The organism is Pectobacterium carotovorum (genome assembly GCF_900129615.1).
GTDB lineage: Bacteria > Pseudomonadota > Gammaproteobacteria > Enterobacterales > Enterobacteriaceae > Pectobacterium > Pectobacterium carotovorum.
Map to the genome: position 1 here is coordinate 512,965 of NZ_FQWI01000002.1, position 20,851 is coordinate 533,815.

At 47.6% G+C, this 20,851-nt stretch carries 19 protein-coding genes; 14 read left to right on the top strand and 5 right to left on the bottom strand.

Annotated elements, in window-relative coordinates:
* The first annotated feature begins 54 nt into the window (after nucleotides 1-54).
* The 5 genes from BUB06_RS06630 to BUB06_RS06655 all read left to right on the top strand — a co-directional run bounded on the left by BUB06_RS06630 (nucleotide 55) and on the right by BUB06_RS06655 (nucleotide 4,869).
* The gene (locus BUB06_RS06630; protein WP_010301861.1) at nucleotides 55-612 is read left to right on the top strand and encodes a hypothetical protein; all 558 of its coding nucleotides are present in this window, start codon (nucleotides 55-57) and stop codon (nucleotides 610-612) included.
* A 228-nt stretch (nucleotides 613-840) separates the two neighbouring features.
* A complete protein-coding gene (locus BUB06_RS06635) occupies nucleotides 841-1,131 on the top strand; it encodes a hypothetical protein (protein WP_010301865.1) in 291 nt (96 codons plus the stop codon).
* A gap of 213 nt (nucleotides 1,132-1,344) precedes the next feature.
* Entirely contained in the window at nucleotides 1,345-1,779 is a 435-nt protein-coding gene (locus BUB06_RS06645; protein WP_010301871.1) for a DUF6971 family protein, read from the top strand.
* A gap of 105 nt (nucleotides 1,780-1,884) precedes the next feature.
* The gene (locus BUB06_RS06650) at nucleotides 1,885-3,039 is read left to right on the top strand and encodes a hypothetical protein (RefSeq protein ID WP_010301874.1); all 1,155 of its coding nucleotides are present in this window, start codon (nucleotides 1,885-1,887) and stop codon (nucleotides 3,037-3,039) included.
* Between the two features lie 1,350 nt (nucleotides 3,040-4,389).
* Nucleotides 4,390-4,869, top strand: a complete 480-nt coding sequence (locus BUB06_RS06655; RefSeq protein ID WP_039470845.1) for an Hcp family type VI secretion system effector — start codon at nucleotides 4,390-4,392, stop codon at nucleotides 4,867-4,869.
* A 216-nt stretch (nucleotides 4,870-5,085) separates the two neighbouring features.
* Here BUB06_RS06655 and BUB06_RS06665 read toward each other — a convergent pair whose 3' ends face one another.
* Nucleotides 5,086-5,742: a hypothetical protein gene (locus BUB06_RS06665; RefSeq protein ID WP_039470847.1), complete on the bottom strand. Its 657-nt coding sequence runs from the start codon at nucleotides 5,740-5,742 to the stop codon at nucleotides 5,086-5,088.
* Between the two features lie 316 nt (nucleotides 5,743-6,058).
* Nucleotides 6,059-6,694, bottom strand: a complete 636-nt coding sequence (locus BUB06_RS06670; RefSeq protein WP_039470850.1) for a hypothetical protein — start codon at nucleotides 6,692-6,694, stop codon at nucleotides 6,059-6,061.
* A 272-nt stretch (nucleotides 6,695-6,966) separates the two neighbouring features.
* On the opposite strand from BUB06_RS06670, the gene BUB06_RS06675 reads away from it, so the two are divergent.
* Nucleotides 6,967-7,359: a YybH family protein gene (locus BUB06_RS06675; RefSeq protein WP_010308528.1), complete on the top strand. Its 393-nt coding sequence runs from the start codon at nucleotides 6,967-6,969 to the stop codon at nucleotides 7,357-7,359.
* A 133-nt stretch (nucleotides 7,360-7,492) separates the two neighbouring features.
* Here the strand turns inward: BUB06_RS06675 and BUB06_RS06680 are convergent, their stop codons facing one another.
* Nucleotides 7,493-8,560: a DUF1176 domain-containing protein gene (locus tag BUB06_RS06680; RefSeq protein ID WP_039470852.1), complete on the bottom strand. Its 1,068-nt coding sequence runs from the start codon at nucleotides 8,558-8,560 to the stop codon at nucleotides 7,493-7,495.
* A 376-nt stretch (nucleotides 8,561-8,936) separates the two neighbouring features.
* Between BUB06_RS06680 and lpxP the strand changes: the two genes are divergently transcribed.
* Nucleotides 8,937-9,860, top strand: a complete 924-nt coding sequence (gene lpxP / locus BUB06_RS06685; RefSeq protein ID WP_039470854.1) for a kdo(2)-lipid IV(A) palmitoleoyltransferase — start codon at nucleotides 8,937-8,939, stop codon at nucleotides 9,858-9,860.
* Nucleotides 9,861-9,922: 62 nt separating this feature from the next.
* Here the strand turns inward: lpxP and BUB06_RS06690 are convergent, their stop codons facing one another.
* Nucleotides 9,923-11,407 (bottom strand): NCS1 family nucleobase:cation symporter-1, encoded by a 1,485-nt coding sequence (locus tag BUB06_RS06690; RefSeq protein WP_039470856.1) that lies wholly within the window; start codon nucleotides 11,405-11,407, stop codon nucleotides 9,923-9,925.
* A 151-nt stretch (nucleotides 11,408-11,558) separates the two neighbouring features.
* Between BUB06_RS06690 and BUB06_RS06695 the strand changes: the two genes are divergently transcribed.
* The 3 genes from BUB06_RS06695 to puuE are packed head-to-tail and all read left to right on the top strand — an operon-like array spanning nucleotide 11,559 to nucleotide 13,989.
* Nucleotides 11,559-12,281: a GntR family transcriptional regulator gene (locus BUB06_RS06695; protein ID WP_010308544.1), complete on the top strand. Its 723-nt coding sequence runs from the start codon at nucleotides 11,559-11,561 to the stop codon at nucleotides 12,279-12,281.
* Nucleotides 12,278-13,015 (top strand): allantoin racemase, encoded by a 738-nt coding sequence (gene hpxA, locus BUB06_RS06700; RefSeq protein WP_039470858.1) that lies wholly within the window; start codon nucleotides 12,278-12,280, stop codon nucleotides 13,013-13,015. The genes BUB06_RS06695 and hpxA overlap by 4 nt, the downstream gene beginning before the upstream one ends.
* Before the next feature lie 14 nt (nucleotides 13,016-13,029).
* Entirely contained in the window at nucleotides 13,030-13,989 is a 960-nt protein-coding gene (gene puuE / locus BUB06_RS06705; RefSeq protein WP_048329144.1) for an allantoinase PuuE, read from the top strand.
* 190 nt (nucleotides 13,990-14,179) lie between these two features.
* Here puuE and BUB06_RS06710 read toward each other — a convergent pair whose 3' ends face one another.
* Complete coding sequence (locus BUB06_RS06710; RefSeq protein WP_039470860.1) at nucleotides 14,180-14,575, bottom strand: hypothetical protein; 396 nt, start codon at nucleotides 14,573-14,575, stop codon at nucleotides 14,180-14,182.
* Between the two features lie 248 nt (nucleotides 14,576-14,823).
* Between BUB06_RS06710 and BUB06_RS06715 the strand changes: the two genes are divergently transcribed.
* From BUB06_RS06715 to BUB06_RS06730, 4 genes are all read left to right on the top strand, one after another.
* Entirely contained in the window at nucleotides 14,824-16,179 is a 1,356-nt protein-coding gene (locus BUB06_RS06715) for an NCS2 family permease (protein ID WP_039470861.1), read from the top strand.
* Between the two features lie 282 nt (nucleotides 16,180-16,461).
* Complete coding sequence (locus BUB06_RS06720) at nucleotides 16,462-18,108, top strand: Na+/H+ antiporter (RefSeq protein WP_039470863.1); 1,647 nt, start codon at nucleotides 16,462-16,464, stop codon at nucleotides 18,106-18,108.
* A 358-nt stretch (nucleotides 18,109-18,466) separates the two neighbouring features.
* Nucleotides 18,467-19,177, top strand: coding sequence for a response regulator transcription factor (locus tag BUB06_RS06725; RefSeq protein ID WP_010295681.1), 711 nt, complete (start codon nucleotides 18,467-18,469; stop codon nucleotides 19,175-19,177).
* Nucleotides 19,155-20,654 (top strand): sensor histidine kinase, encoded by a 1,500-nt coding sequence (locus BUB06_RS06730; RefSeq protein ID WP_039470864.1) that lies wholly within the window; start codon nucleotides 19,155-19,157, stop codon nucleotides 20,652-20,654. Before BUB06_RS06725 ends, BUB06_RS06730 begins: the two co-directional genes overlap by 23 nt.
* Nucleotides 20,655-20,851 lie beyond the last annotated feature (197 nt).

The window sequence follows — 20,851 nt, forward strand, 5'->3', positions numbered from 1 at the left end:
GTAGGCCAGCGGGATGGGACTTCAGGATGCATACAAAATGGAGAACATATAAGCATGAATAAATTAAACAAACACGCAAGCCATATCATTATTATTGAAGATCACAGTTTTAAAGCTAATGACTCCGGTATGTGGAATCTGACGGAAATATGGAAAGTTCTCGAATTAACCCGTGCTAAGGCTCCCTCCCAGTGGCGAACTAAAAGCGCTGTGCGTCTGGAGGCTCTGCAAAAAATGCATAGGTACAACGGTGAATATATCTACGCAGATAAACAAGCAACCTTAAAGTACGCCGGATGGGTCTCAGCAGATTTTGAAGATATGGTCTATGCAGCCTTTGAAGCCATCTTGGAGATGCCAGAGATTGCCGAAGTGGTAGCCAATAAAATGATTGAATTGGGCTATCAGAAAGAGGCCGAGCTATTGGAACGCCATAAGGACGACTACAGAGAAGCCATGCGGAATTTGAATAAGATTGGTAAACGTGTTGATGGCAGGAAGCCTGAGCGTATCTACAAAGCTGTTCTTAATGGCAATATGACGAAATCCCAAGGTCTCTCCCTGATCCCTCGTACCAGTGTCTGGTACACCAGAATAATGGTGAATATATAATTCCTATGCAAATTGACACCCTAATACCTAAGGGAAGAGAACTATATGCCGCCGGATAGCTCCCCTAATTGACGTTTTTGTCTGCCAACAAAGCAGAAACACAAGGCATCAATATAGGTATTGGCGATCAATTCCAATTTAACGATCGAGACAAACGATCAATAAGGGAGCCAGAATCAGATATCCTTTGCCTCTTTCTCTTTAGTTATTTTTACAGGATATAAAAAGATGTTGAAAGGCATGGGGTCATTCATTGGGATGGCAGTGCTGCTTTTAGGTGTGGGCGTTATGGCAGGTTATATCTACGGTTGGACAACGTGGGAAACGTATCGTGCAGTAGCTAGAGGTATGCGCGCTTTCTGGTGGGCTTCGGGAAGTCTATTCGTCGCAGGGATAATCTACCGTATTACATTCAACAGATTGTCAGGTGTATGCGGAATCCTTTTTAGCTTAGCAATAGCCGTCGCCTTAATACTTACTGGTTTTCATTATGCTATTGGTGGTGGTTGGTGGCGGTAATCCACTTCTATATACCTTTAAATTTACTCACAAAAATCTCAATATCGATCCAGCAGTAACCACTATGCTGCATCCCCTTGGCCTCCTCAGGAGGCTTACTCTTTGTAAATAATAACCCTTTCTTGAACTGACCGATGCGGGGAGACCGTAGGCGTAAATGCGTCTGCGTGACCGATAAGTTCATCATCCAATTTCAAGAAGGAGAATCAAATCATGTCATCAATCAATGAAAACCTGCCAGTACTCAACATCACCAAACAGAAGCTGACTCTCAGTAAAGATGAGGCGACCGTGCTGTGGTGTGGCGTCGAGTACCCTGTAGTCAATTTCGTGAACGTCGTAGTCCCTAACCTGCTGGCATATTTCCAGCCAAACAGCCATGGGTCACATCATCTGCTGTCGGAGATGTCGGTTAACGGCTTCAGCATTCGAGGCTATGGCAAGCACGCTACCGCTTGGGCTGAGACCATCCGAAACAACCGAGAGGCACACGAACAGCGCCTTAAGGAAGTCCGCGAGCACCAAGAACGTATGGCAGCCATGAACGCCACTCCTGCTGAGATTGCAGCGGAGAGAGCTGAGAAAGCACGCATTCAAGATGAATACGCTCGCCGCTATGGTCGCAAAGGCGCTGACTTCGGACTGTAAGTCCCTACCTTTAGACGCCAACACGATGGCCTGTAAGCCCCCGAAAAGGAAACAGCAGGTCAATTCACCAGATTTACTCGTACACACATAAAGGAGAACCATATTATGCAGAACACTAAGAAAACTAACGCTACCACCGAGATTAAACGTACCGACACTACTCAATCAAAAATCAAAACGCTCGATGATCTGAAGACACACCTCAAAGATGCCAACGGGGAAAAGATTCCGAATTCTGTCTGGGGAACTGATATCAGCCGCACCGAGCTTGTAAACCAGCAAGACGGCACAGGTCAGATTCTGAACGTTGGTTATACTGACCGCTCCGGCAATCCTCAACCTTTCGGTAATGATGTCCACGACTACATTCAGGCACTGGAAGACTCGCTCAATGCGACCTTTAACGATGGCGAGTTTGCTGATGTTATGCAGACCCACATCTTCCCGTCTGAGTTCCGACCATTCGCCAGCCAGCCGACCCCACTTAATGTTCAACTGCTGGAAGATCGCACAGTGACCTTCAACCCGAACGGTAAACGTGACCGCTCTAACCTGCCTACAGCGAAAGCTATTGCTGGGTCTGCGGTAATGGTCGCACCTGTACTGAATGGTGATGACAACACGCAAACAGGCATTCTGTGCTCGACTGCTACCACCGTGTCTGATTTCAATATGATGGGTGGCTGGACGGCTGGGTCTTTACGTCAAACTGTAGAGAACATGCAGATTCAACTCTGCCGTGTCATGGCGGGTAATGTCGCCAAGGTACTAGCAAAGACGCCTGACCTTGTGACGTTCGAGTGTGATGCTTTGAGCACCAAACCAAAAGATGCCGCTGAAGAGCTGCTTGATTATCTGGCTATTCATCTTCCGGTTCACTTAGGGGCAACACTCGACGCTTACGCCTTGATGGTGCCTGAGAAGCTGGAAGCCGTACTAGAGCGTGCAGCCCAACGAGCAGGACATGAAGATGCAAGCGAGTTATTCGGGTGTACCATTATGGGCTACCTTGGTGAAGACACTGGCGTTTACTTGTTGCCGAAAGGGTTTGCGATGCTGTCATTTCGCTCTACCAAGCAAGGCGATACCGTCAAGATTATGGTCACACGCCAACCTAGCCGCGCTGGTTACGCTGTAGAGTTGATTGCTGTCATTGATGTGATGGCGACTGGCACCGTTAAAGTGAAGCAAGGCGAGTTCAACGTAGAGGCGACCGCTGAGTTTCCTGTAGTACACCGTCTGACATTCCAAAAAGCATAACATCCACAAGAACCCTTGGGTCAATACCCTTGGGTTTATTTAAAGTTATGTTATAACATTGTAATAATAAGGAGGCCATTATGCCAACTCTCCTACGAGACCTAGCGCCTCTGATGGTCAAACTAATAGTTACCTGCCTGCTGGCCTATCTGACGCTATCAGGGCACCTTAACGGCGGCCTGCTGGCACCAATCATAGAGGCTGTGGGTCGGGCTTACTGAATGCCATAAACGGCTACGCTCCGGCTGACCTGATGAGTGGCCTTTGAGAAAAATATCACAAAAATCTGAGAGGGTATGTAATAGCTCTTTGTCGGACAATTACCCCCGTGGGTCGTCAAGAAGTTGCCCAAGACGGAGGTGGTTTGTCCCTGTAATCGAAACATTGGCTTGCCTTTGGTTCTATTCCTGAATCGGAATCTAACAATGATATTGACTAGAGATCACTCAATGTGTAACCATAACTGTAACCTTCGGTTTCATCGTTTCTTTAAGAAACAAATGGTTAGATGTTGATTGTCTTCGGTGCTTCGATTCCCTTCACTCGCTCCAATCATACTTCTCTCAACGTCTATCCAAGTCCAATAAATCCAGTCACCACAAGGCTTAGCGCTAGTTTTCAGTCGTTTAGGGAAAACCCGCGTCTATCTAAATCTACAGCCTAGTGCGTATAGTTATGTGTATAGGGCATCATGACATTCGAAATCCCATACACATTCGCTCTCAACACAGCTAGGAAACTATACACATGCCTCTTTCATCAACCATAGTGAAGTGTGTAAATATCATGATTTAGTTAATTTTTATTAATTTAATAATGATTTATATATGTTTCCATGAAACAATATAAATTGCTTAAATACAAGGCTTTCATAGATGTGAAGATTATATATTTAATAAAAAGGCATTCACCATCACTGGATGGTTTTTATTATCTTACCTTATTGTTATATAGAATAAATTACTAATAACTTTATTGGTAATAACCGTCTGAGTAAAATATTTCTCTCCATTATCAGGTTCATTATCAATAATAACGATAGAGAATAACGAATTTGTTTTAATGAAAAATTAAGCATGGCGTAAGCAGGCTGATAAAAAATTCAACGAGGGTTAGGAAGAATAGGCGTCTGTTGTAATATATTAATGTAAAGGTTATCCTTTAGATGATGCATTTTATTATATGTTATTATGGCCATGAAAGTGCTCAGGCTATCTCATGGAAATAAAACGTTTATACATAAATAATGGTTTTGTGTGTTTTAAAATTTCATCTGAGAGAGTATTATATCCATGCAACAGAGACTACGGCTTCGAACCGTAGAATGGAGTTTTTTTGTATGGAGGCATAATGTCCAATCTTATTTATCTTAGCGTTACCGGGGAAAAGCAGGGGCTGATATCAGCAGGATGTTCATCTCTAGACTCTATTGGCAATAAGTATCAATCGGCACATGAGAATGAAATTTTTGTTTATGAGTTGGTGAACAACATTAGTCGGGAAGAGAATATTTCAATGCTTCCTGTCGAGATCAGAAAGCCAATTGATAAAGCCACGCCATTGTTCGCTCAGGCAATCAATGATAAGGAAAAGCTGGAATGCACTCTTTCTTTCTACCGAACGGCGCAGTCTGGTGGAAATGAACTTTACTTTAAGATGAAGCTTCGGGATGCACTTATCAGCAATATACGCTTTTTCTATCCTAATTCACTGACACATAATGACGTTCAGCCACAGGAAAGCGTATCATTCAAGTTTGCGTCTATTGAATGGGAGCATGTTATTGCAAGAACAAGTGCTTACATGCTTTGGCAGAATGTAGCCTACTAAGATTATATTAAAGGCCGAATTATTTTCGGCCTGATTTTTTTGAGCCATATTTGATATTTATGAATATGATGATTGCAATTGAAAATAGCATCAATTTCATCCAATGTTCTGGGATGAATGAAACGTATAAGAACCATAAGGCAACTATCAAAATTACTGAGACTTCGGTTACTATAAAGTTCTTTATGAAATATTTAATTATTTTCTTCATACTCATCATTCTATCATCCCATTAATCATTCTTGTTATGTCTTCTTCACTTATTGAGTCCATAGGTAAATAAGCTGGCAGAACTGGTTCGATTAAAAAATATAGCATTTCTAAATTTTGTGAATAAAATAAACCATAAAGTGCGGGGTTAATATCCCGTAAGTGGCGGGCTGACATTGCCGCTTTCTGAACCTTGCCATAAAATGCTGTTATTGTTATAGCAACATAAGTTGTTTGATTTATTGTTTTACGTAAAGATGCTTTAAAATTGAGAGATGTGCTGATGAATTTAGCTAACACATACGATATTGACTCTCTTATTGCCCTGTTTGTTGCGAATTCTGATGTTACACCTAAAATTGCTTTCGCTATAGTTCTTTGCTTATTTTCATCAAAATCTCTCATTAAAAAATCAATGTAAATTTTTACCATGTCAAGAATAACATCATCTCTTTTAAAAACTTCTTTTATTGCATCAACCATTCTGGAATCTTCATATTGTAATTCCTGACAGACGTCGTTATAACTTTCAATAAGGCAGGATGTATACCAACTGGCTCTCTCCATGCCATTAGATAAATCAGTTGTCAGACTTATTGTATTACTTTTTACTTTTTTTGTTATTTTATCTAAATGGGCGGCGAGAAATTTGTCAGACTCCATTTTGTATTTTAAATATTCTGATGCTTGTATTCTATATATTCCTTTTACTAAATCTCTCTCCTTTTATGCAGGTAGTTTACCCGAGTAACTGGCAACATTTCAATGTTTTTGCTGTCCTGCTAATTTGCATCCTACTAATTATAGAGTGAAAGTGTTGTTTTTTTAGAAAAGACGATAATATATCCTTATATAAATGAAACTTCGTGGTCGCCCCCTCTGTTAAGATAGTTGGCAGTGTCTCCTGAAGGTAGAAATTCTGGATGAAGTTTTACCACGCTGTATTTGTGATAAGGATAAGAGCAGTTGTATCGAAAATTTACTTAATGCTCTTATTAAGAGCATTAAGCAAATCGAATGGATCTGGTGGATTTGTCTTAGCAAAAAACTCAGAACCTAAAACCAAAGGTTGATGTCTTATTTTATAAATCGACGATAACGTAGAAGCGCGACTAATGAATATCATGTTTGCTAATTCATTTGGTGCATTGTAATTTTTTACCAGTCTAGGTGGCAACGCCGCATCAATTATAGTGTCATCTCCCAATGTTACCCATGCATGAAGTGATTGTGGTGTTTCTAATTTATCAGATTCATACCATTCTTTTCTCAGGTATTCTGAAGTTGTTTCAAATTCATCGGTTCCGTTGATAATGACATTGCCGATGACAATTTCAGCAGCAATCCCCTTGTGATTTAAATATGCAAATATATGAGATGATAATAACTGACATGAATTCCCCCAGTAACCCGGATGAATACTATCAAGTATTGCTGATAATTCATTACATATGAGATCATTAACAAGATGTAATGTCCTATCTTGTATGGTTTTTTTTTCAGATGTAAATGGCTTTCTTTTAAAATTTAATACTGAAGCTTCGTTTGCTGCATTTACTAGTTGTTCTCGATAGGATAGTGAATAGCTATCATTATAATTAATTATTCCATGCATTCGTTTTACTCCTTCAGACTGCGTACTAAATTTTTGGAGATGGTGGCATTAATATCGCTCTGTTTCAAGTTCTGGGAAGAAAGACATTGATTAGTAACATGAAATTTAGACGACGGTTTCGGTGGATAATCACCCAAAAAATCGCTGTTTCCATAAGCAGAATTTTCTCGCAATCTGAATACAAGAGATTATTATGAATAACATCTCTATTATCATAGGGTTGTGCGTTATTTCTATTGGATTTTCACGCCACTTTACTGAGGTCAATGCTTATGAAACCACATCCGATACGCGAAATTATTGAAGCCTGTGATAAAGCAATCTCTGAGCGCAATTTTGATGCTCTGATGAGTTATTACGCTGAGGATGCGGCACTGGTCATCAAGCCAGGCATGGTTGCGAGAGGCAAAGATGATATAAGAAAAGCATTTGTCGCTATTGCCGATTATTTTAAAAACCAACTCATTGTTGAACAAGGAAATATGCAGGTCATTGAGGGCGGTGGAGACGCTTTAGTGATCATGGAAACCGTTCTTCATTACCCAGATGAGCAGGGGAATGTTGTCACCACCACGCGACGAGCGACCTACGTGTTCAGGAAAGACGCTGATGGGAACTGGCGTTGCACGATAGATAACTCCTATGGAACGACACTTCTTGACTGATTCTGTTGAGCTAATGCAGGCGCGTTCAGAGCGGTTATTCTGACGCGCTTTACTCTGATTGTATTAACGTGGCGGCTCTAACACGTCCGCTACTATGATTGAATTTGAGGCCAGCGAGTAACCTCAATTCCTTTCATTTACCCGGTTTCACCACCGTCGTCGTCCAGTAGGGTAAATCCCAGGTGCCGCCGAGTTGGATCATGCGGCATGAGCCTGTGAGCGATGCACTGCTCCGCTGGAATGTTTTACCATCCCATGTCCAGGCGTCATAGCTCATGCAGTCCGCGAGCCCGCGTCCTTTCTGCACTGAGGTAATTTCACCGTTTTCGTAATCTGTGCCATCTGTCGTCACGAGCTGCGGCTGAGTCTGCATGGCGTTATCGATAACCCAGTAGGCGTAGCCTTCGTTATAAGCCGCGCGCCAGCAAAGGGTGCTGAGCAGGGACATGCTGTCATTAAGTGGTGTGAGCTCAATGGGGTCAGCCTTTTGGTCATCTTGCGGTTGCAAGCTATCGCAGTCGGTATTGAGCGTTTTAAGCAGTTTTTTCTGGATAGCCGACTGTTCTGCATCCGTCAGAGTCCGCGATGCCTCCTGCTTAGTGACTGCTGCGTAGATAACGGGGGCGGCTACAGCAGATAACACACTGCTTTTATTTCCTTTTTTGGTGATAGCGTCCGTTGTACCGATGCGACCTTGTTTCTCATCCATCTTTAGCAGTACCGCGTAGGCACCCGCGCCAGACAGTTCGGAAACGACACCATTGTGATGAAACGCCACTTTCCCGCTTCCTTTTAGGGCCTGTAATACGACAGGAATTTGCTTCTCATTTAGCTGCCAGAGGTTGTCTCCGGTTGAGGTGAGCTGTCCTTTATCTACGCCGTCAATGGTTAGCGTGAGTGTGGTGCTTTTAGGAATTGCCTGGTATACCTCTGCGAGTATGACGTCGGCCGTTATTGGCGTATTTTGTCCGGCATGACGCGTGAGAAGCAGTGAGACACCGGGAATCTTCTCCTCTTCTCCCGTGTACTTCTCTTCTGGCGAGTAGCCGGCAGCCCGACACGTTAGCGTATTATCGCAGACCACTTCCCAGTCTTTATGAAAGAAAGTGCTATCGGCGAAGGTTGTGGCAAACGCCAAAACAGGAATCCCCGTGATAAGTGCGGTTAGCATAGAGAGACGGGAAGGGAGAGAAAAAGTCATTTTCCATCAAGTCCTTGATTATGTTGTGGCGTGCCGCCGGCCTATTTTGGCTGCAACAAAGCCAGTCGCTTTTTTGACGTATTCCAGGATGTTAGCGTTAGACGGCGTGATATTGCGAATATTTCTTGTCCGACCACTCCTTTATTAAGCGTGAATCGGGTATGATGCCGCTGCCGTTAGCCGTTCATCGGCTGCTCAAAATCCCCTCAGTGTTATCAGCATGTTTATCCTGCTTTTTAACCTCACGCGTGATAACGGTCAGAAACAGTTTTCCACACAGTTGAAACGATCCCTATAAATAAGTGTCATGATAGATGTAGCGCGATGAGAACGACTCTTTATGCGGTACGCTGTTAATCACTTAAAGATGAGTATCATGAAAATTAAGCAAACATTTACCAGGGCATTACTCCACCCGCGCTATTGGACGACTTGGTTCGGCCTTGGCGTGTTGTTTTTATTAGTTCAACTCCCTTATCCGCTGCTGATGAAAATCGGGAGCAGCGCCGGCCGTCTATCCCGCGTCTTTCTGAAACGCCGGGTGTCGATCGCCAGACGTAATCTTGAGCTGTGTTTCCCTGCCATCTCCGACGACGAAAAAGAAGCGATGATCGACAATAACTTTGCTTCGCTCGGAATGGCCTTGGTTGAAACCGGTATGGCCTGGTTCTGGTCCGATCGCCGCGTGCGCCAGTGGTTTGATGTTTCAGGATTGGAACATCTACAGCACGCTACCGCAAAAGGTCGGGGCGTAATGGTGATTGGTATTCACTTTATGTCGCTGGAGCTGGGTGGCAGGGCGATGGGGCTGTGTCAACCGATGATGGCGATGTACCGTCCGCACAATAATAAAGCGATGGAATGGGTACAAACCTGGGGACGTTCTCGTTCCAACAAAGCGATGATCGACCGTAAAGATCTGCGTGGGATGGTGCAAGCGCTAAAACGGGGCGAAGCGGTATGGTTCGCACCCGATCAGGATTATGGCCCTAAAGGCAGCGTTTTTGCCCCGTTCTTTGCGGTGAAAAATGCGGCAACCACTAACGGCACGTACACCATCAGCCGTCTCGCAAAACCGGCGATGATGACGACAGTCCTGATTCGCAAGCCCAATGCTTTGGGCTATCAACTGGTGATTCAGCCTGAACTACAGGATTACCCTTATCACGATGAACAGGCTGCGGCGTGTTACATGAATAAGGTGATTGAGAAAGAAATCATGCGGGCACCTGAGCAGTACCTCTGGCTGCACCGTCGCTTTAAAACCCGCCCGGCAGGGGAAGTGTCTCTCTATGCCTGATACAAACTACGCCTGACACGAGTGCCGCACCGGTTTTCATGCGGTGCGGCGCTGATAGTTCTTTAGTCTTTTTCTAACAGTAGTCCGCGTGGAGTGAAGGGTTTTTTCATTGCGCCAACGCATTCGTGGCGAGCCAGATAGCGGTAGCAGCCAGCGGCAAGGAATGCGCCGATAAACCAACTGAAGTTGGCCGCATCGCGCCACTGTGGCGTGAAGGTGATAATGAGCCCAATGGTCACCGCGGGAATTAACGCCATTATCGCATTCGGATTGAAGCCGTTGCGATACCAGTACTTCCCTTTTGGCGTCGCGTCGAACAGATCGTCCACATAGACTTTCCCTCCTTTGATGACATAGAAATCCATCAGCAGAATGCCGAACAGCGGGCCGATAAAGGCACCGAGTACGTCTAGCGTGTAGTGAATCAGCTCTGGCGAGTTGAAGAGGTTCCACGGCGTGAGCAGTACGGAGCCGACAGCTGCGATCATTCCGCCCGTGCGGAAGCTGATACGCTGCGGTGAACAGTTGGAAAAATCAAACGCTGATGAAACGAAGTTAGCAACAATATTGATCCCGATGGTCGCGATAATCATGGTCAGCACGCCAAGCGCGACGGCAAAACCGCTGTCAATATGCGAGACGGTTTCAATCGGGTCGGTAATCATGCGGCCGAATAATGATTGTGTTCCTGAAACGATCACCACGGTGATAATAGAGAACAGCAGAAAATTGAACGGCAGACCCCAGCGGTTGCCTCGACGGATTTCCTGCATGCTTTTACCGTAGCGAGAAAAGTCACCGAAATTCAGCAGCGGGCCGGAAAAGTAGGAAACCACCAGCGCCGTGGCGGTGAGCATTTGCCAAAGTTGCTCGCTGGTCGTGAGTGTTTTGCTGGTCAGCGTAAAAGAAATATTCTCCCATCCGGTCTGGTAAACAATCCAGATCGCGAGCGCCGTCATCACGACATAAACCGCTGGGCCTGCAAAATCGATAAAGCGTTTAATCGCGTTCATGCCATGCCAGAACACGAGGGCCTGCAGGAACCACATGATGCCAAAGCAGATCCATCCCAGTGCAGACAGGCCGAGCCAGTGACTCTGTGTCAGTGGGGCGAGTGAAGGATAAAACTTCAACAGAACCAGCATAAGCGCATGTGCCGCCAGGTATGTCTGAATCCCGTACCAGGCAAAAGCGATGAGGCCACGAATGACAGCGGGAATATTCGCGCCAAAGACACCGAATGCCTGACGGCAAATCACCGCATAAGGAACGCCGCTCATCTGGCTGGGCTTAGCGACCAAATTTGCGCAGACCTGCACAATACAGATGCCCACAAGCAAACACAGCAACACCTGCCAGCTTGCCAACCCCAGTGCAAAAAAGCTGGCTGCAACCACGTATCCACCCATGCTGTGCACGTCTGACATCCAGAATGAAAAGATGTTGTACCAAGACCAGGTTTGAGTGCGTGTCGGTGCCAGATCCTCATTGCAGAGTTTTGGACTGTACGCGTTGCTACCATTACCTGTAATCATTTTTTCTGGCATGGAATCTGCTCCTTTTACCCTAGTCGTGAAATGAATGACGTTATGTATGTAAAAAAGGAGTTGCATTAATCAGGCCAAAATTAATTTCTTGTATACATATTTTATGTTTTCTGTGTACGATCTGATGAGAATGTGACAACGAGAAGAGCGAATGAACTACACTTACGGACTGGGAAATGAGCAGTTTTTGCAGCAAAAAGACGATGTTATCTATCAGGCTCTGCTTAACGCTATCGTCGAACACCAATTACTGCCGGGCACCAAATTGCCGGAGGAAGCGCTGGCAGATGTGTTTGATGTGAGCCGAACGGGAATTAGAAAAGTCTTACAACGTCTTGCGATGGTGCAGATGGTGACGTTAACGCCCAAACGTGGTGCGCAGGTGTCGACCCCCTCCGTTGAAGAAGCACAGGAAATTTTCCAGACTCGCCGCTTTATTGAGTGTGCCAATCTGTCTGAAGTGGTGCTGCACTGCCAGTCTCCTCACTTGACGGCGTTGGAGAGGCTGATCGTGGCAGAGCAGCAGGCACATGCAGATCAAAACGGTGCAGAAGCGATCCGCCTGTCTGCCGCATTCCATATTCAACTCCAGGCGATCTCTGGCAATACCGTGCTAACGGGGATCGTGTCGCAGCTGACGCTGCGCTCATCACTGGTTATCGCCGCCTATGGCACGCCGTGGCAGCAGGGGTGCCGATGCCACGATCATCACGATCTGCTGGCGTTACTTCGGGATAAAAATGTCTCAGGGTTAGCGGAAGCGATGACTCAGCATTTTGATGACATTGTTGCCAGCCTGCGTTTTGACAGAGATGAAGACGTGGATCCGGATTTCCACCGACTGTTCGGCCATATTAAGGAGAAGCTCGCGTGAAACCTTGCGTAATTCAGGTGATTAACCCCAATACCAGCCTCGCCATGACCGAAACGATCGGTGCCGCGGCTCGCGCTGTGGCATCGCCGGGAACGGAGATTGTCGCGGTGTGTCCTTCTCAGGGCGCACCCTCTATTGAGGGGCATTTTGACGAGGCAATAGCCGCGATTGGCGTGTTGGAACAGGTGAAGCAGGGGAAGGCACAGGGCGTAGATGGGCACATTATTGCCTGCTTTGGCGACCCAGGGTTACTTGCTGCCCGTGAGGTCGCTAGTAAGCCAGTCATCGGTATTGCCGAAGCCGCTATGCATATGGCGACACTGGTGGCAACGCGCTTCTCGATTGTTACCACACTACCGCGCACCGTCATTATCGCCCGCCATTTATTACAGCGTTATGGTTTTGAACATCACTGTGCTGCACTGCACGCGATCGATTTGCCGGTGCTTGCGCTGGAGCAGGATAGCGGGATCGCACAGAACAAGGTGCGTGAATATTGTATACAATCTCTGCGTCAAGATGGCGTGGGAGCGATTGTACTTGGGTGCGGTGGAATGGCCGATCTGGCGCAGGAACTGACGCAAGAACTGTCGATTCCTGTGATCGACGGCGTCAGCGCTGCCGTCAAGCTGATTGAGTCATTGTCGGCACTGGGGTTGACGACCAGTAAACAGGGCGATCTGGATTACCCGATTGCCAAGCCGCTGAGCGGCATGTTTAGTTCGCTGCGTTAAAAAAGGGAAAGGACATGATCACTGCACCTGCTGCAACGATGTACGGCATTGAGAGCGATTACCCCCGTGACCTGATCGGATATGCGGGACAGCCCCCGCATGCTAACTGGCCTGAAAATGCACGCATTGCCGTGCAGTTTGTATTGAACTACGAGGAAGGTGCGGAAAATAACGTCTTACATGGTGACGCAGGATCCGAGCAGTTTCTGTCCGATATTATTGGTGCTGCGAGTTATGCTGATCGTCATATGTCGATGGATTCGCTGTATGAATATGGTTCGCGCGCCGGTTTTTGGCGTATCCATAATGAGTTTCAGCGTCGTGGGTTGCCGTTGACGGTATTCGGTGTGGCAATGGCATTAGCGCGCAATCCCGACGTGGTGGAGGCGATAAAATCGGCTCATTATGATGTGGTCAGCCACGGCTGGCGCTGGATTCATTACCAACACATGGATATCGACACCGAACGCGAGCACATGCATAAAGCCATTGAGGTGCTGACGACGTTATTTGGTCAGGCTCCGCTTGGCTGGTATACCGGCCGCGACAGCCCCAATACCCGCCAGTTGGTTGTCGAACAGGGCAACTTTTGGTACGACAGTGACTACTACGGTGACGATCTACCGTTTTGGATGCCAGTCAAAAAAAGCAATGGTGACGTGCAGCCGCATCTGATCGTGCCGTATACATTGGATGCCAATGATATGCGTTTTGCCTCACCGCAGGGTTTTAACAGCGGAGATCAGTTCTTCACCTATCTGAAAGACAGTTTTGATGTGCTCTACGAGGAAGGGGAGACCGCACCTAAAATGCTATCTATTGGGATGCACTGTCGTTTGCTAGGGCGGCCAGGCCGTTTTCGGGCGTTGCAGCGTTTTCTGGATTATATTCAACAGCATGAGCGCGTGTGGGTTTGCCGTCGTCAGGATATTGCCGAGCATTGGCGTCAGCACCATCCGTATGTCGCACGGTGAAGTTGCAGAATACCGAAAACAAAAATGGCCGCCGGATGGCAGCCATTTTATGGTGGTTAACGTACTTAAGTACGATTAACGGAAGATAGCGTGGGGGTTAACACCGCGATAGGTTTTGCCCAACGCTTTTAATATTTGATTGATTTTGCGGACAACGCGCATCTTTTTTATCCCCACGATTCTTAAATAATTATTGGTTGAAAGTACCAAAGTTGATGTTGATGTTTTCAAACATAGCGATGATTTTGTTCAGCAGTTTCATGGTCATTTCCTCGTTGTTAGTTGATTTGTTTTCTGTGATGCTGTTCACGTTTTTAAGAATACTCGCACTGATACGGGTGGTCAACTTTTTTGTGATGCGAATCACAAAAAAATGAACGATCAGTTTGTGAGGAGTAAACCGCTGTTTTGATTTCCGTCTAAGAACCCTTTCTGCTTTTTCTTCATACTGACCCACTTTCAGCGAGTTGCCTGATTGAGCATTACCTGTACGGGCTGGGTGCTTCCTTATCGAACAGATGAAGTGAGATAGGTAAATTGTCTCGATTAGCAGTTGAAATAAGCGCGGGTGAAGCGGGATAATCACGCGCTTCTATTGTCTGGCGCCGTTTTGTCCAGCTTGTTTTAGTGCCGCCTGTTTAATACAGCAGTGTTTTATACGTCAATATCTTGATACGACAACGTTTTCCAGCTTTGCATCCAGCGAGTTAATCGTTTGCGTGCGGGGCTATACGGTTCATGATGCGCCAGCAATGTTGGTGCATTCGCGGAGCAAGGCCGCGGGAATCGTCAGAATCGATCTTAAATAATAATGGCATTTCAGGGGATACCACCATGTCAAACACCACCCGTCAGGCAGGCTCGCAAGGCTCGCTTGATGCTTTTTTCAAAATCACACAGCGCGGCAGTAACGTGCGTCAGGAAGTGTTAGCTGGCCTGACGACGTTTCTGGCGATGGTTTACTCCGTCATTGTGGTTCCAAGTATGCTGGGCAAGGCCGGCTTCCCGCCTACCGCCGTGTTCGTTGCAACCTGTCTGGTTGCCGGGCTGGGGTCGCTGCTGATGGGATTGTGGGCCAATCTGCCAATGGCGATTGGTTGCGCGATTTCGCTGACGGCGTTCACCGCGTTCAGCCTGGTGCTGGGGCAACAAATCAGTATTCCTGTAGCGCTAGGAGCGATCTTCCTGATGGGTGTGCTGTTCACCATCATTTCCGTCACGGGCATCCGCTCTTGGATCTTGCGTAATTTGCCGATGGGCGTAGCGCATGGTACGGGGATTGGTATCGGTCTGTTCCTGCTGATTATTGCCGCCAACGGTGTAGGTCTGGTGGTAAAAAACCCGATTGACGGCCTGCCGGTTGCGCTGGGTAATTTCACTTCTTTCCCTGTCATTATGTCCCTGCTGGGGCTGGCGGCGACTATCGGTTTAGAGAAGCGTCGCGTGCCGGGCGGTATTCTGCTGGTTATCATTGCGATCTCTATTCTGGGACTGATTTTTGACCCGAATGTAAAATACGCTGGCTTCTTTGCGTTGCCGAGCCTGACAGCGGCTGACGGTTCGTCGCTGATCTTCAGTCTGGATATCATGGGCGCATTGCAGCCGATGGTTCTGCCGAGCGTACTGGCGTTGGTGATGACCGCTGTGTTTGATGCCACCGGTACGATCCGTGCTGTAGCCGGACAGGCGAACCTGCTGGATAAAGACGGGCAAATCATCAACGGTGGTAAAGCCCTGACCGCAGACTCCGTGAGCAGCATTTTCTCCAGTCTGGTCGGGACGTCTCCGGCAGCGGTTTACATCGAATCCGCAGCGGGTACGGCAGCCGGTGGTAAAACGGGCTTAACGGCAACTGTAGTCGGTGTGCTGTTCCTGCTGCTGCTGTTTGTGTCTCCGTTAGCGTATCTGGTGCCTGGCTATGCCACTGCACCTGCGCTGATGTACGTCGGCCTGCTGATGCTGGGCAACGTCTCCAAACTGAACTTTGATGATTTCGTCGATGCCATGTCCGGTTTGGTATGTGCCGTATTCATCGTACTGACCTGTAACATCGTGACCGGTATCATGCTGGGCTTTGGCGCGCTGGTATTAGGCCGCATCTTCTCCGGCGAATGGCGTAAACTGAACATCGGCACAGTGGTGATTGCTGTCGCGCTGGTGGTGTTCTACGCTGGCGGCTGGGCGCTGTAATCCTTTCCAACAGACCTTCTGGCATCGTCCAGAAGGTCTGTCATTCTTCGAGCTTTCCTTTCTCTTTCCCTTCCTCATCATTTCCCACGCCAAACGCGATTTTATGTGCCCTTTTATTGGCTTTGGGTTGATGTTACTTGTGTGATAATCAGAGAAGTAATTACTTTTCTTCTCCACCCAGAAATCCATTTTCATACCGAGCTAAATGCGTTAAATATGGAAGAGCCGTTTGCTCGCTAACAGGTAGAGTTTTTTTGATTTAGGAGTACGTCTAAGGAAAGCATGGAAATATTTTTTACGATTCTTATTTTGACCCTGGTTGTATCCCTGTCTGGGGTAGTTACCCGCATTTTACCTTTTCAAATCCCTCTGCCTTTAATGCAAATCGCGCTGGGTGCCATCCTTGCCTGGCCCCAGTTCGGTTTGCACGTTGATTTCAATCCCGAGCTGTTTATGGTGCTCTTCATTCCGCCGCTGCTGTTTGCCGACGGCTGGAAAACGCCGACGCGTGAGTTCCTGAAACACGGTCGGGAAATTATTGGTCTGGCGCTGGTTCTGGTCCTGATTACCGTGGTTGGCATCGGCTATTTCATCTACTGGATGGTGCCGGGTATGCCGCTGATTGCGGCCTTCGCGCTGGCCGCCGTGCTGTCGCCGACGGATGCCGTCGCGCTGTCTGGCATCGTCGGTGAAGATCGTATTCCGAAAAAGTTGATGGGCATTTTGCAGGGCGAAGCGTTGATGAACGATGCGTCCGGTCTGGTGTCGCTGAAGTTTGCGGTCGCGATTGCGATGGGCACGATGGTGTTTACGGTTTCCGGTGCGACGCTGGAATTCATGCAGGTGGCGCTGGGCGGGCTGCTGGCGGGCGTCGGTGTGACCTGGGTATTCGGTAAATCGCTGCGTGCTATCAGTCGTTGGAGCGGTGATGATGCCGCTACGCAAATTGTACTGCTGTTGCTGTTGCCCTTTGCATCGTACCTGATTGCAGAACACATTGGTGTGTCGGGCATTCTGGCTGCGGTAGCGGCGGGGATGACTATCGGCCAGTCGGGCGTGATTCGTAGCGCACCGCTTGCGATGCGGTTGCGTGCAAACGGCGTGTGGTCGATGCTGGAATTTGTGTTTAACGGCATGGTGTTCATCATGCTGGGTCTGCAATTGCCGGATATTCTGGAAACCTCGGTGACGCAGGCAGAGCTGGATCCAACGGTTGAAACCTGGATGCTGTTTACCGATATCGTGATCATCTATGGTGCTCTGCTGCTGCTGCGTTTCTGCTGGCTGTGGGTGATGAAAAGATACAGCATGCACATCCAGAAAAAGCGCCCGATGATCTTTGCCGAATTTTCCACGCGCGAGCTGTGGATCGCGTCCTTTGCTGGCGTGCGAGGGGCGATTACGCTGGCGGGCGTGCTATCCATTCCGCTATTGCTGACGGACGGCACCGCGTTCCCATCACGCTATCAGCTGGTGTTTATCGCCACGGGCGTTATTTTGTTTTCTCTGCTGTGTGGCGTGCTGGCGTTGCCGTTTCTGCTGCGTGGTGTGGTGGTCGCAGACAAGGCCGCGCATGCCAAAGAAATTCGCATGGCGCGTATGGCGGTGGCAGAGGTGGCGATCAAAAGTATGCACAAAATGGAGGAGCGTCTGGCCGCCGATCGGGAGGAAAACATTGATGAGCAGGTGCTGAAAGAAGTCAGCGCACGCGTCATCGGTAATCTGCGCCGACGGCTCATTGATAAAGACGATCCTGAAAATGGCCTGTTGATTGAGAATCTGGAGCGGCGTTTTCGTCTGACCGCGCTAAATTCCGAACGTGCGGAGCTGTATCACCTGCGTGCCACGCAGCAAATCAGCAATGAGACGTTGCAAAAAATGCTGCGCGACCTCGATCTGATGGAAGCGCTTCTGATCGAAAATGAGTAAGACGCGGTGAGACGATCCCCGTTACCGCGTTGATTTCTTTCTCTTCTCTTTTCTTCCTCTGCATCCCCATGGCGTAAGCGATGGGGATGTTTTTTATGCGTCCAGCCTAAGAACGACGTCAGGCGATTGTAAACTGCTTGTCACTAAATGATAATGATTGTTATTATCCGTAGGACTTTTCTCATAAGTGAAAAGTAGAGCAGTAAAAAAACAGAAAACTAAAAAACCAGAAGCAAAAAACGGCCTGCACGGTATCAACATCGTGTGGGGTGAATGGCTGTTTGAAGGACCAGATAAAAATAAACGGACATTAACCCTGAATTAATTAGGTAATAAGCCACGTTTATAGGGGAAAATTATGCGTGTATTAGTGGTTGATGATGATTCTGTGCTGTGCCATTGGCTGGGGTCTAAATTACATTCCCACGGCCATTCTTGCCGAATGGTGCACGATGGCGCACACGCATTAAAAGCAATCAAGGATGAAGTTTATGATGTCGTTCTGCTGGACAGAATGTTACCCATCATGGATGGATTTACGGTATTACGTGAATTACAAGGCTCACGTCATCCGCCTATTATGCTGCTCTCTGCCCTGGATCGTGATGTCGATCGGGTAATGGGATTGGAGCTTGGTGCGGAAGATTATCTCGGCAAGCCTTTTAATTTTAATGAGCTTAGATTACGTCTGGATATTATGGCGCGGCGCGGTAAACGCCATGTTGATAATCCTTCCATGCTGAGCTTTGAAGATCTGCAGCTTGACCGTATGCAGCGCGTTGCATGGCGCGGCGGCAAGCGTATCGATTTGACCGATAAAGAAATCAAGTTACTGATTATATTAATGGAAAATCCGGGTCAGGCGATTACGCGTACGATGCTGTTAGAGCGCGTTTGGGGCTACAATTTTGATCCGCAGACCAATCTGATCGACGTTCATATGTCAAAACTGCGGGCAAAAATTGATAAAGGATTCCCGCGTCCATTAATTAAAACGCTGAGAGCGATGGGCTACGCATTAGGCGCGGTAGATAAGGACAAAACCGATGTTGGCAGCCACGCTGAATAAAATAAAAATAAAGAAGCTCGGGCAGCGCTGGCAGGTAAAAATAAAACACTGGCAATTACTGGGGGCAAGCCAATACCCTGGCTTTTTATGCACCTCTAATTTTCGCCAGGCAATAACCATTGTTTTTCTGTTCTTATTGATGATGCTGATGTGTATTGTCGGCTTCAGTTCATTAAGTGAAACGCTGATTAGAACGCATGTCCGCGAAGTTATTCTGGGTAATATTTACGATTACTCGATGCAGTCGCGTTTAACGAATGCCGATAGCCTGATTACGCAATTACGGCAGGATAATCGAGCGAAAGGGGATGAATTACCGCTGTTTTTGGTGATGGATAAACACGGTGATATTTTGTATCACAATCATCCTTTAAGAACGCATCTTTTAACCCCCCATACTGCAAACTCACACCCTCTGGAAATGCGACAGCATACCGATTGCCAGATGGATGTCAGCTGTCTTAAAGCCGAAATTTCCAGCCCTGACGACCCCAATCTGATCGGTTTGTCCGTGATGTTGGATGACGGGGGCGTGCTGTTTACCGCTTACAACATTCGGCCCATGTTAGAACGGGTGAGGACAATCCCGCTCGTGGCGGGGGCGGGACTGTTTGTCGTGCTGCTTTTCTGCCTGTTTGTCAGCCGTCATTTCAGCTTACGCAGCTTGCGCAGCGTGGAGAAAATCCGTGCGGCGCTGCATCGCTACAGCAGCGGTGAGCAACAGGTGCGTATGCCGCTGTCGCCTTACGACGATGATTTTGACAGCCTGAGTGCCGATATTAACCAGAATCTGGAACGCATTGAGCGTCTGATGGAACAGGTGCGCAGCACCTCCAGCCATGTCGCGCATGAACTGCGTACGCCGCTGACGCATCTGCAAAATCGCCTGTTCAACCTGACGGAGCGCGCGGGGCTGGATAACGACATTCGTGATGAGTTGAATCTGGCAGTGGACGAGGTGCATAAAATCCTCGGGCTATTCCGTACCGTGATGCGTATCGGTGAAATCGAAAGCGGGCGCTGTGTGCACCAGTTTGAGAACATTGAAGCGCGCCAGCTGCTGGAAGAAATTGCCGAATATTATCAGCCGCTGGCGGAAGAGCGCGGCTGTCGTCTGAAAATTGAAATTAAAGCCGGCATTCAGCTCTTTGGCGACCGGGCGTTGCTGTTTCAGGCGCTGGCCAATCTGGTGGAGAACGCGCTGAAATACGCGGCGCAGGGAAAATACATCACGTTGAGCGTGACGCTGTATCGTGGCTGGATCGCCCTGAGTGTTGCTGACCGTGGTCCGGGCATTCCGCCTGCGCTGCATGCCAAAGCGCTACAACGCTTTCAGCGGCTGGATACCTGGTTTCAGTCCGGCTATGGGCTGGGATTATCTCTGGTGCAGGCGATCACCGATCTGCACGGTGGCAAGCTCTATCTGGACTCCTCAGAGCCGGGTCTGAACGTTTACCTGTGCCTTAATCGCTGCTAATCCTCTTTTTTCGCTATGAATACGACGCGCGGTAAGTGGGTTTTCCCTGCTTACCACGATCATTTTCTCTTGAGCGTTTATGAATATCCCTGCAAAAAACATGAATATTTATTAATTTTTCCTGCAATGTAAAGTGTGTTAATTATTGATTTATATTGATAATTTTTTGTATGGAAGGATTAACGAATATTAATGTT